Origin of the sequence: Sphingomonas sp. 35-24ZXX, assembly GCF_000786215.1 — a bacterium.
Classification (GTDB): Bacteria; Pseudomonadota; Alphaproteobacteria; order Sphingomonadales; family Sphingomonadaceae; genus Blastomonas.
In genome coordinates this window covers 111,571-121,851 of the sequence record NZ_JROG01000004.1, presented here as the reverse complement: position 1 = coordinate 121,851, position 10,281 = coordinate 111,571, and the positions used below count along the sequence as shown (strand labels likewise).

Sequence of the window (10,281 nt, the reverse complement as noted above, 5' to 3'; positions counted from 1 at the left end):
ACTGGTCAAGACGGGCAAAGCCGCCTATCTTGGGCGCTATGGGATTCTTTCGCGATATTTCGCCGGTGCGGGCTGCGGCCGACCTCAAGGCTTACTGGTTCGACCAGCAGGAGCACAAATGGCGCTTTCTGGCGCTGTCGCTGGCGTGCACCTTTGCCGTGTTCGGCGCGTTTTTCGGCGAATCCGGCTTCGAGGTCGAATGGAAGCGGCCCGAGGTTACCTGGGTGACAAGCTTCGATCCCGGGCGAAGCGACCAGCAGATCGCCGCTGAGAACGTCGCCAATCAGGAAGCCAAGGAAAAGCGCGAGGCTGCAAGGCTGGCGCGCGAGGAAGAGCGCAAGGCGCAGTACCGCCGCCTGGCCGAACAGCTGGGCATGGATACCGAGTGATCGCATCCGCGCGGTCTGATGCCGACTGGATGCGCGCGGCCATCGCGCTCGCGGGCCGGGGCCGGGCGCTCTCCAGCCCCAATCCCGCCGTTGGTTGCATCCTGGTCAACGATGGCCGCGTCATCGGACGCGGGTGGACCGACCGGGGCGGCAGACCGCATGCCGAAGCGATGACGCTCGATGCCGCAGGTGATGCGGCGCGTGGCGCGACCGCCTATGTCACGCTGGAACCTTGCGCCCACCAGAGCGCGCGCGGCCCCGCCTGCGCCGACCTGCTGATCGCCGCAGGCGTGGCGCGCGTCGTCATCGCGGTGCAGGACCCCGATCCGCGCACCAATGGCAACGGGATCGCGCGGCTGCGTGCAGCAGGCATCGCGGTGGATACCGGCATCGCGCAGGCCGAGGCACGGGCCAGCCTCGCCGGGTTCCTCACCCGCCAGACGCTCGGCCGCCCGTTCGTGACGCTCAAGCTGGCGACCTCGCTCGACGGGCAAATCGCCCTGGCCGATGGCACCAGCCGCTGGATCACCGGCGACGAGGCTCGCGCGCACGCGCATCTGGAGCGCGCGCATCATGATGCGATCCTCGTCGGCGGCGGTACCTTGCGCACCGATGCGCCCCGGCTGGATGTCCGCATCCCGGGGCTGGAGCACCGCTCGCCGCGCCGCGTGCTGCTCAGCCGGATGGGCGACGCGCCGCCGGACTGGACCGCGATCCGCTCGCCGCACGATATCGGATCACTCGATGGGGTCGATTGGCTGATGGTCGAGGGCGGCGCGGAGGTTGCTGCGGCCTTTCTGGCAGCGGATATGGTCGACCGGCTGCTGCTTTACCGCGCGCCCGTGCTGATCGGCCAGGGACGCGGCGCCCTGGGCGACATCGGGCTCACCGACCTTACCCGAGCACACGGGCGGTGGCAGCTTCAAGACACACGGCTGCTTGGCAACGACCGGATGGAAAGCTACCAGCGGGTGCGCTGACGCATCCGCGCTTCAAGGATACGAGGACGACCATGTTTACGGGAATCATCACCGATATCGGCACGATCGACCATGTCGAACAGCGCGGCGACCTGCATGCGCGGATCCGCTGCGGCTATGACATGGCGAGCGTCGCGATCGGGGCATCGATCGCGTGCTCGGGGGCCTGCCTGACGGTGACCTCGAAGGGCGATGACTGGTTCACCGTGGACATCTCGGCCGAAACCGTCAGCAAGACCAGCGCGGGCCAATGGGTGCAGGGCACCCGGCTGAACCTCGAGCGCGCGCTGAAGATCGGCGATGAACTGGGCGGGCATATCGTCACCGGCCATGTCGACGGCATGGGCATAGTGGCGGCACGGGAAGCCGAAGGCGATTCGATCCGTTTCACGATTTCGGCTCCGCAGGCGCTGGCGCCTTATATTGCCGCCAAGGGGTCGATCACCGTCGAGGGTGTGTCGCTGACGGTCAACAGCCATGCCGACCAGGCCGACGGCAGCGTACATTTCGGCCTCAACATCATCCCGCACACCTGGCAGATGACGACGCTGGGTGATCTGCAAGTCGGCGATCCGGTCAATCTGGAGATCGACGTGCTCGCGCGCTATCTGATGCGAATGAACGAGGCAAAATCGCTTTCGATGTGATTTCTCACTTTTGACTCACACTGTAATGTGATATCGGAATCTCCGAAAGGATATTCCCATGTCATCGCAGTTGATCGAACGCATCGTCGAAATCATCGAGACCGGCCAGGAAAGCCGCGCCGGGCTCGCGCGCGCCGCCGGGCTCCACGCCAATTCGCTGCGCAAGCTGGGCGAGGCCGACTGGAACCCCACCGCCGAGACGCTGGGCAAGCTCGAGCGCTATCTGTCGCGCGATCCCGCAGGGGTGATGGCAACCGCCGAGGAGATCATCAACGAGGCGCGCAACGGGCGGATGTACATCCTGGTCGATGACGAGGACCGCGAGAACGAGGGCGATCTGATCATCCCCGCGCAGATGGCGACCCCCGATGCGATCAACTTCATGGCCAAATACGGCCGCGGCCTGATCTGCCTTGCCATGACCCGCGACCGGGTCGAGCAGCTGGGCCTCAACCTCATGTCGCGGCAGAACGGCACGCGGCACGAAACCGCCTTCACCGTCTCGATCGAGGCGCGCACCGGCGTCACCACCGGAATCAGCGCGGCGGACCGTTCGCGCACCGTCACCGTGGCGATCGATCCTAGCAAAGGCCCCGAAGAGATCGTGACGCCGGGCCATGTCTTCCCGCTGATGGCGCGCGATGGTGGCGTGCTGGTCCGCGCAGGCCACACCGAAGCTGCGGTCGATGTCTCGCGGCTGGCCGGCCTCAATCCTTCCGGCGTGATCTGCGAGATCATGAACGACGATGGCACCATGGCACGGCTCGACGACCTGATCGAATTCGCGCACATCCATGGCATGAAGATCGGCACGATCCGCGACCTGATCGCCTATCGCCGCCGCAACGACCATCTGGTCGAGCGCCGCGCCGAAGCCCGCTTCACCAGCGAACATGGCGGCGACTGGAAGGCGATCGTCTTCTACAACAAGGCCGAGAGAAACGAACAGATCGTGCTGCAGAAGGGGCATGTCGATCCCGACAAGCCGACGCTGGTGCGCATGCATGTGCTCAGCCCGTTCTCGGACATTTTCGGCGAGACCGGCCCGCGTTCGGGGGTGCTGGGCAAGGCCATGGACATCATCGGCGCCGAAGGATCGGGGCTGGTGGTGCTGCTCAACCGGCATGGCATCAACAGCCTCAGCCAGGCAGTGCGCATGAAGTCGGGCGAAGCCGTGCCCGACATGGAGGAGCTGCGTGATTACGGCATCGGGGCGCAGATCCTCACCGAAATGGGCGTCAACGAGATGGAGCTGCTCACCAATTCGCACCACAGCCTGGTAGCGCTCGACGGCTATGGCCTGTCGATTGTCGGTGAACGCGCGATCCCGATGGAATGATCGCGCTGCAGCGCGGGAGCTTCAGACCGTGAAGCTCTCGCCGCAGCCGCAGGCCCCCTTGGCATTGGGGTTGGCGAACACGAACCCGGCAGTGAAATCGTCTTCCACCCAGTCCATCACCGATCCGATCAGGTACAGCACCGATCCACCATCGACATAGAAGGTGCCGCCGGGCGTCTCGATCTTCTCGTCGAACTTCGCCTCTTCGGTGACGTAATCGACCGAATACGCCAGGCCCGAACAGCCCCGGCGCGGGGTAGAGAGCTTCACGCCGATCGCACCGGCAGGTGCGCTGGCCATCAGGTGCGCGATACGCGCCTCGGCCGAAGGGGTCAGCGTCAGCGCGGCAGGACGGGCGCGGGTGGCAGTCGTGGTCATAACATTCCCATTTCAAGCTTGGCCTCATCGGACATCTTGCCCGGATCCCACGGCGGGTCCCAGACCAGATTGACCTCGGCATGGCCGACACCGGGCACGCCGCCCACCTGGAGTTCGATTTCTCCGGGCATGGATTCAGCGACCGGGCAGTGCGGCGTGGTCAGCGTCATCGTGATGATGGCATGGCCGTCATTCACCTCGACGCCGTAGATCAGCCCCAGGTCGTAGATGTTCACCGGGATTTCGGGATCATAGATGCCCTTGAGCGTCTCGATCACCGCTTCATAGACGGCGCCGCCCGGCTCGCCGGGGGAGACGCCCTGCGGCTTTTCGGCGAGGAAGCCGTCGAGATAGTCGCGGCGGCGCGGTTCGTCCGATGCGGCGGGCTCGGCTACATCCTGCACGCGCGCCTTGGGCGGCTTGGTGACCGCCTCGACTTCATCGACCATGATCTTGCCTGTCTCTTCCATGTCCATCACCCGAAAATCCTGCGCACCCGTTCCAGTCCCCGCACCAGAGCGGAAACGTCATCGCTGTTGCTGTAAACGCCGAAGCTCGCCCGTGCCGTAGCGGGCACACCGAGATGATCCATCAGCGGTTGCGCGCAATGGTGCCCTGCGCGGATCGCGACGTTCGCCTCGTCCAATATGGTGCCGATATCGTGCGGATGCACCCCCTGCATCTCGAACGAGAGGATGCCGGCGCTGTCTTTGGGCCCGAACACGCGGATCGCATTGATGCCCGCCAGCGCCTCCTGCGCCTCGGCCACCAAAGCGCATTCATGCGCGTGGATCGCCGCGACGCCGATGGCTTCGACATAATCGATCGCGGCAGCCAGTCCGACCGCGCCTGCGATATGCGGCGTGCCCGCCTCGAACCGCTGCGGCGGCGGAGCATAAGTGGTGCGCGCAAAGGTCACTCGGTCGATCATCGCGCCGCCGCCCTGCCAAGGCGGCATCGCATCGAGAAGCTCGGCTCTGCCCCACAGCACACCGATTCCGGTGGGGCCATAAAGCTTGTGCGCGCTGTAGACGTAGAAATCGCAACCTAGCGCCGCGACATCGACCGGCAGCCGGGGCACCGCCTGGCAGCCATCGAGCAGCAGCAGCGCGCCGACATTGTGCGCCAGATCCGCCGCGCGGCGCGCATCGAGCACGCTGCCCAGAACGTTGGAGATATGCGCCAGCGCGACCATCTTGTGCCGCTCGGTCAGCATCGCCTGCATCGCGTCCAGATCGATCTGGCCATTGTCGGTCAACGGCGCGACATCGATGACGGCGCCGGTGCGCTCAGCCACCAGCTGCCAAGGCACGATATTGCTGTGATGCTCGAGCTGGCTGAGCATGATGCGGTCGCCAGGCTTGAGGTTCGCCAGGCCCCAGCTGTGCGCAACGAGGTTGATCCCCTCGGTCGCACCGCGCACGAACAAGGTCTCATCCTCGCGCCCGCCGATGAACGACGCTGCCTTGCGGCGCGCATTCTCATAGGCGATCGTCATGTCCGCCGAACGTGCATAGACGCCGCGGTGGACTGTCGCATAGTCGGGACCATAGGCACGCGCGATCGCATCGATCACCGCGCGCGGCTTCTGGGCGGTCGCGGCGGTATCGAGATAATGCCAGGGCTTGCCGTCGGCCGTGACCAGCCCGGGAAAATCGGCGCGGTGATCCAGCAGGCGGGTGGGGGCGAGCGTGGCCATCACGCCAGACCCTCCAGCGCCGCGAGTGCCCGCGTCTCGATCGCCTCGCGCGCGGCATCGTCTTCCAGCGACACGAACGCATCGGCGATGAACGCCTGCAGCATCAGCTTGCGCGCGACCTGCGGCGGAAGCCCGCGCGCGGCCATGTAGAACAGCGCCTGTTTGTCGAGCTCGCCCACGGTCGCGCCATGCGCGCATTTCACGTCGTCGGCATAGATTTCGAGCTCGGGCTTGGCATTGGCGGTCGCGGTGCGGTCGAGCAGCATGGCTTTCACCGACTGCGAGGCATCGGTCTTCTGCGCATGCCGCGCGACCGCGACCTTGCCGAGGAACGATCCGGTGGCGTGCCCTGCGAGCACGCTGCGCACCACCTGATTGCTGGTGGCATTGGGGTGCGCGTGGTTGACGCTGGTGACGATCTCCAGCGTCTGATCGGCATGTCCCAGGATCGCGCCGCCCATCTCGAAATGCGCGCCTTCGTGCAGCAGCACGTTCACGCTCATACGGCCATAATCGGCATCGGTGGCGAGCAGGTGCAGCGCAAAGGTCGCGCCTGCCTCGATCACCACATCCAGATCGGTGATCGACACGCCCGACATCGCCACCGGCAGCACGATCTGCTTGGCCAGCGTTTCACCGGCGGGAACGACGATCCGTTCGGGCCCTTGCGGCACATCGCCCCAGACGCGCGCGAGCGCATCGAGATCGGCATAGCGCCAGGCCTCGTCCTTGCGGGTGGGGAGCGGGAGAGTGTGGATCGACGCCATCAAACGGGTCTCTTCATGCGTAAAAAGGTGAACATGTAGCTGGCCACCACCACCGCGCTGACGGCGGCTGCCTTGTAAGGCGCGGGGGCGAACCAGATGGCGAGGTAGCAGGCGATGCTGCGGCCGACGGCGTGCTGCATGCCGACCGGATCATCGGCGGCGGAGCCATAAGGGATCCACACGAGGGCCATCAGCACCGCACCACCCAAGATGATGATGTTCGGGTCCTCGGCAATCTGCGCGGCAATGATGACCAAAGGCCAAGTGAGCACCACGACCGCGGTGCCCTTGATAAACATCGGCATCAGCGGGTTCTTGGGGTCGCCGCGCTGGGTCTTGTTGAGGCCCCGCGCCTTGTCGAGCAGCAGCCCACCGGGCAGAATCATGCCGCTGCCGATCAGCACGATGTAGGCCACGGTGTTGATGGGGAGATAGAGCGATGCAATAAGAACCACCAGCCAGTAGACCGTGCCGACGATCGGCATGGACGTCGAGCTGCCCGCCAGAAAATCGGCCTGCAGATCCTTCAGACTGGTGTTGGCGTCCATCATGCTCGCACCCCCATCACGCTACGGCTTCATAACCCTGTTCTTCGAGTTCGAGCGCCAGTTCCGCGCCGCCGCTGCGCACGATGCGCCCGCCGGCGAGAACATGCACGAAATCGGGCTTCACCAGATCGAGCAGCCGCTGGTAATGCGTGATCAGCAGCACCGCCTTGTCGGGCTTGCGCATGATCGAGTTGATGCCCTCGCCGACGATGCGCAGCGCGTCGATGTCGAGGCCGCTGTCGGTCTCGTCGAGCAAGGCCAGCTTGGGATCGATGATCCCCATCTGCACCATCTCGTTGCGCTTCTTCTCGCCGCCCGAAAAGCCGACGTTCACCGGCCGCTTGAGCATGTCCATGTCCATCTTGAGCAGCCCTGCCTTCTCCTTGGCCAACCGGATGAACTCCGCGCCCGACAGCGGCTCTTCCCCGCGCGCGCGGCGCTGCGAGTTGAGGCTCTCGCGCAGGAACTGCAGGTTGGACACGCCGGGGATTTCGACCGGATACTGGAAGCCGAGGAACAGGCCAGCCGCCGCGCGCTCGTGCGGTTCGAGGGCGAGGAGATCCTGGCCGTCGAAGGTCGCAGAACCTTCGGTCACTTCATAGCCTGGCCGTCCGCCCAAAGTATAGGCGAGCGTAGACTTGCCCGCGCCGTTCGGCCCCATGATCGCGTGGATCTCGCCCGCGTTGATGGTGAGCGAGAGGCCCTTGAGGATCGACGTTTCGCCGACTTGGGCGTGGAGATTTTCAATCTTGAGCATGGGATACAATCTTCATCCTGGTCGTCTTGTAGGGGGCACCGTCGGCATCATAGGTCGTCCATATGTCGACCTGCTCGCCTCGGTTGAAATGACCGGATCGCTTCAGCGACCCGTCCTTGCGATACCATTCCCAGTATCCGTGAAATTTCCCATCCAGCATCTGGCCTTTGGCGCAGACAGTGCCTTGGCGATGGTATTCGACATGATCGACCGCGCCGCTCACGCCACGCACTCCTCAAACGAACTTCTCCCCGGCACGGGGAGGCTTAAGGATGTAAAGCCCATCATTCGCTTGTCTCCGCAGCGCTGCGGCGGTCCATATAGAACGCCAGCACCTTGTCGGTCGAGCAATCGGCGAGCGGCTGGCGCTTGACCGCGCCTTCGGCCATGCACGTGCCGATAGCTTCGCAGGCATAGCCATCGATCACCGGATCGCCGCTCGAGACACGCACGCGGCAGCTTTTCAGCACGCCCTTCTTGCGCGACAGCCGCAGCTTGATCCGCTTCATCCGTTCGGCGACCACAACGATCTCGTCCGCCGGGGCGGGCGGCACCATCGCGGGCTGCATCACAGTCAGGGCGGCGAGCAGGATCAACCGACCGAGCCTTCCAGCGAAATCCCCAGCAGCTTCTGCGCTTCGACCGCGAATTCCATCGGCAGCTGCTTGAGCACCTCGCGCGCGAAGCCGTTGACGATCAGCGCCACCGCGTCTTCGGACGAGAGCCCGCGCTGCATTGCGTAGAATAGCTGATCGTCGCTGATCTTGCTGGTCGTCGCCTCATGCTCGATCTGCGCCGAAGGATTGCGCACCTCGATATAGGGCACGGTGTGCGCGCCGCACTGGTCGCCGAGCAGCAGGCTGTCGCACTGGGTGAAGTTGCGCACGCCCTCCGCGCCGGGCGCAACCCGCACCAGCCCACGATAGGTGTTGTTGCTGCGCCCCGCGCTGATCCCCTTTGACACGATGGTCGAGCGCGACCCCTTGCCGTTGTGGATCATCTTGGTGCCGGTATCGGCCTGCTGGTAATTGTTGGTCACCGCGACCGAATAGAACTCGCCGACGCTGTCCTCGCCGTTGAGCACGCACGAGGGATATTTCCACGTCACAGCAGAGCCGGTTTCGACCTGGGTCCAGCTGATCTTGGAGCGCGCGCCTTGCGCCAGGCCGCGCTTGGTGACGAAATTGTAGATGCCGCCCTTGCCCTCGGCGTCGCCGGGGTACCAGTTCTGCACGGTGCTGTACTTGATCTCGGCATCGTCCATCGCGACGAGTTCGACGACGGCGGCGTGGAGCTGGTTCTCGTCACGCTGCGGTGCTGTGCAGCCTTCGAGATAGGACACATAGCTGCCCTTGTCGGCGATGATCAGGGTGCGTTCGAACTGGCCGGTGTTCTCCGCGTTGATGCGGAAATAGGTCGACAGCTCCATCGGGCAGCGCACGCCTTTGGGGATGTAGACGAAGGTGCCGTCGGAAAAGACCGCGCAATTCAATGTCGCGAAATAGTTGTCGCGCACCGGAACGACCTTGCCCAGCCACTTCTTGACCAGATCAGGATATTCGCGGATCGCCTCGCTGATCGACATGAAGATCACGCCCGCGCGGCTCAGTTCCTCGCGAAACGTGGTGGCGACCGAAACCGAATCGAACACCGCATCGACCGCAACCTTGCGCGCGCCTTCGACATTGGCGAGCACCTTCTGCTCCTCGATGGGGATGCCGAGCTTCTTGTAGACTTCCAGGATCTCGGGATCGACCTCGTCCAGACTGCCCAGCTTGGGCTTGGCCTTGGGCTCGGCGTAATAATAGGCGTCCTGATAATCGATCGGCGGCACGTTGAGCTTGGCCCAGTCGGGCGTCTCCAGCGTCTGCCAGATGCGGAACGCCTTCAGCCGCCAGTCGAGCATCCATTCGGGCTCGTTCTTCTTGGCGCTGATATAGCGCACGGTGTCTTCGGTCAGACCCTTGGGCGCCATTTCCTGTTCGATGGCAGACGAAAAGCCCCATTCATAGGTGCTCGCCTTTTCCGCCGCCGCCCACGCATCGGCGTCGCGCACCTTGGTGTCTGCGGGAGTGTTATCGTCGGTCAAGAGACGGTCCTTTTGAGATCAAGCTGATGTTCGGGCCGCGCGGGGTCGAGGCCGAGAGAGGTTGGAATGTGCTGCCCCAGGCTGGCGAGGGTCACGCTGGAGAGCGCCGCGCGGATGGTGCGGTTGACGATCTGCCAGTGCGGGCGGACGTGGCAGCTGCCTTCCATCGCACAATCGCTGGCATGATCGCCCGCGCACACAGTGATCTCGATCGGGCCGTCGACCGCCTCGACGATATCCGCCAGCGTGATGGCAGCGGGCGGGCGCGACAGGCGGAAACCGCCGCCTGCGCCGCGCACCGATTCGATCAGCCCGGCCGCCGACAGCTTGCTCACCAGCTTTTGCGCGGTCGGCAACGGCAGGCCGGTCTCGGTCGCCAGAACGCGCGCATTGCAGCGCATTCCGCCGCAATGGCGGGCAGCGGCGCTCATCAGCACCACGGCGTAATCGGCAAGACTGGACATGCGCATAAGGCGGTTCCGGCTAATCGGAGTGAATCGTTCCGATTACCAGATGGCTGTTTTGGCTGCGAAAATCAAGGGTGAAGAGTGGCGCTCCCAATCTGCCAACCCGCTTGCGGGAGGGGGGGCCGCTTAAGCCCTCCCCCTCGATGGGGGAGGGTTGGGTGGGGGGTGATCCCTCCTGATCGGACATTGGCTGCGACACTCTGCCTTCGCACCCAGCCGCA

General features: G+C 64.6%; 14 protein-coding genes. 4 read left to right on the top strand and 10 right to left on the bottom strand.

The features are described 5' to 3' along the window. Positions 1 to 38: 38 nt before the first annotated feature. The 4 genes from LI72_RS08850 to ribB are packed head-to-tail and all read left to right on the top strand — an operon-like array spanning position 39 to position 3,355. Positions 39 to 389: a hypothetical protein gene (locus LI72_RS08850; RefSeq protein WP_033925558.1), complete on the top strand. Its 351-nt coding sequence runs from the start codon at positions 39 to 41 to the stop codon at positions 387 to 389. Next, the gene (gene ribD, locus LI72_RS08845) at positions 386 to 1,369 is read left to right on the top strand and encodes a bifunctional diaminohydroxyphosphoribosylaminopyrimidine deaminase/5-amino-6-(5-phosphoribosylamino)uracil reductase RibD (protein WP_269429430.1); all 984 of its coding nucleotides are present in this window, start codon (positions 386 to 388) and stop codon (positions 1,367 to 1,369) included. The genes LI72_RS08850 and ribD overlap by 4 nt, the downstream gene beginning before the upstream one ends. Before the next feature lie 32 nt (positions 1,370 to 1,401). Further along, a complete protein-coding gene (locus tag LI72_RS08840) occupies positions 1,402 to 2,016 on the top strand; it encodes a riboflavin synthase (RefSeq protein ID WP_033925557.1) in 615 nt (204 codons plus the stop codon). Positions 2,017 to 2,074: 58 nt separating this feature from the next. Next, the gene (gene ribB, locus LI72_RS08835) at positions 2,075 to 3,355 is read left to right on the top strand and encodes a 3,4-dihydroxy-2-butanone-4-phosphate synthase (RefSeq protein ID WP_033925556.1); all 1,281 of its coding nucleotides are present in this window, start codon (positions 2,075 to 2,077) and stop codon (positions 3,353 to 3,355) included. 21 nt (positions 3,356 to 3,376) lie between these two features. Here the strand turns inward: ribB and LI72_RS08830 are convergent, their stop codons facing one another. The 10 genes from LI72_RS08830 to LI72_RS08785 form a co-directional block, all read right to left on the bottom strand. Further along, a complete protein-coding gene (locus LI72_RS08830) occupies positions 3,377 to 3,733 on the bottom strand; it encodes a HesB/IscA family protein (protein ID WP_033925555.1) in 357 nt (118 codons plus the stop codon). After that, on the bottom strand, positions 3,730 to 4,203 hold the full coding sequence (locus LI72_RS08825; RefSeq protein ID WP_033926206.1) for a DUF59 domain-containing protein: 474 nt from the start codon (positions 4,201 to 4,203) through the stop codon (positions 3,730 to 3,732). Before LI72_RS08825 ends, LI72_RS08830 begins: the two co-directional genes overlap by 4 nt. 5 nt (positions 4,204 to 4,208) lie before the next feature. Next, complete coding sequence (locus LI72_RS08820; protein ID WP_033925554.1) at positions 4,209 to 5,432, bottom strand: aminotransferase class V-fold PLP-dependent enzyme; 1,224 nt, start codon at positions 5,430 to 5,432, stop codon at positions 4,209 to 4,211. Further along, complete coding sequence (locus LI72_RS08815) at positions 5,432 to 6,190, bottom strand: SufD family Fe-S cluster assembly protein (protein WP_443018119.1); 759 nt, start codon at positions 6,188 to 6,190, stop codon at positions 5,432 to 5,434. Before LI72_RS08815 ends, LI72_RS08820 begins: the two co-directional genes overlap by 1 nt. Before the next feature lie 8 nt (positions 6,191 to 6,198). After that, on the bottom strand, positions 6,199 to 6,750 hold the full coding sequence (locus tag LI72_RS08810; RefSeq protein ID WP_033925552.1) for a DUF7010 family protein: 552 nt from the start codon (positions 6,748 to 6,750) through the stop codon (positions 6,199 to 6,201). Between the two features lie 13 nt (positions 6,751 to 6,763). Then, complete coding sequence (sufC, locus tag LI72_RS08805; RefSeq protein ID WP_033925551.1) at positions 6,764 to 7,504, bottom strand: Fe-S cluster assembly ATPase SufC; 741 nt, start codon at positions 7,502 to 7,504, stop codon at positions 6,764 to 6,766. After that, a complete protein-coding gene (locus tag LI72_RS08800; RefSeq protein ID WP_033925550.1) occupies positions 7,491 to 7,727 on the bottom strand; it encodes a toxin-antitoxin system YwqK family antitoxin in 237 nt (78 codons plus the stop codon). Before LI72_RS08800 ends, sufC begins: the two co-directional genes overlap by 14 nt. 61 nt (positions 7,728 to 7,788) lie before the next feature. After that, entirely contained in the window at positions 7,789 to 8,100 is a 312-nt protein-coding gene (locus LI72_RS08795; protein WP_052129674.1) for a hypothetical protein, read from the bottom strand. Next, positions 8,097 to 9,593 carry a Fe-S cluster assembly protein SufB gene (gene sufB, locus LI72_RS08790; protein ID WP_033925549.1) on the bottom strand — a complete coding sequence of 499 codons (1,497 nt, stop codon included), beginning with the start codon at positions 9,591 to 9,593 and terminating at the stop codon, positions 8,097 to 8,099. The genes LI72_RS08795 and sufB overlap by 4 nt, the downstream gene beginning before the upstream one ends. Next, a complete protein-coding gene (locus LI72_RS08785; protein ID WP_033925548.1) occupies positions 9,590 to 10,063 on the bottom strand; it encodes an SUF system Fe-S cluster assembly regulator in 474 nt (157 codons plus the stop codon). Before LI72_RS08785 ends, sufB begins: the two co-directional genes overlap by 4 nt. Positions 10,064 to 10,281: the final 218 nt, after the last annotated feature.

Bases quoted from the DNA above. Each gene is read 5' to 3' on its own strand.
- LI72_RS08840 (WP_033925557.1), top strand. From the start codon at position 1,402: ATGTTTACGGGAATCATCACCGATATCGGCACGATCGACCATGTCGAA.
- sufC (WP_033925551.1), bottom strand. From the start codon at position 7,504: ATGCTCAAGATTGAAAATCTCCACGCCCAAGTCGGCGAAACGTCGATC.
- ribB (WP_033925556.1), top strand. From the start codon at position 2,075: ATGTCATCGCAGTTGATCGAACGCATCGTCGAAATCATCGAGACCGGC.
- LI72_RS08810 (WP_033925552.1), bottom strand. From the start codon at position 6,750: ATGATGGACGCCAACACCAGTCTGAAGGATCTGCAGGCCGATTTTCTG.
- LI72_RS08850 (WP_033925558.1), top strand. From the start codon at position 39: ATGGGATTCTTTCGCGATATTTCGCCGGTGCGGGCTGCGGCCGACCTC.
- LI72_RS08785 (WP_033925548.1), bottom strand. From the start codon at position 10,063: ATGCGCATGTCCAGTCTTGCCGATTACGCCGTGGTGCTGATGAGCGCC.
- LI72_RS08825 (WP_033926206.1), bottom strand. From the start codon at position 4,203: ATGGAAGAGACAGGCAAGATCATGGTCGATGAAGTCGAGGCGGTCACC.
- LI72_RS08820 (WP_033925554.1), bottom strand. From the start codon at position 5,432: ATGGCCACGCTCGCCCCCACCCGCCTGCTGGATCACCGCGCCGATTTT.
- LI72_RS08830 (WP_033925555.1), bottom strand. From the start codon at position 3,733: ATGACCACGACTGCCACCCGCGCCCGTCCTGCCGCGCTGACGCTGACC.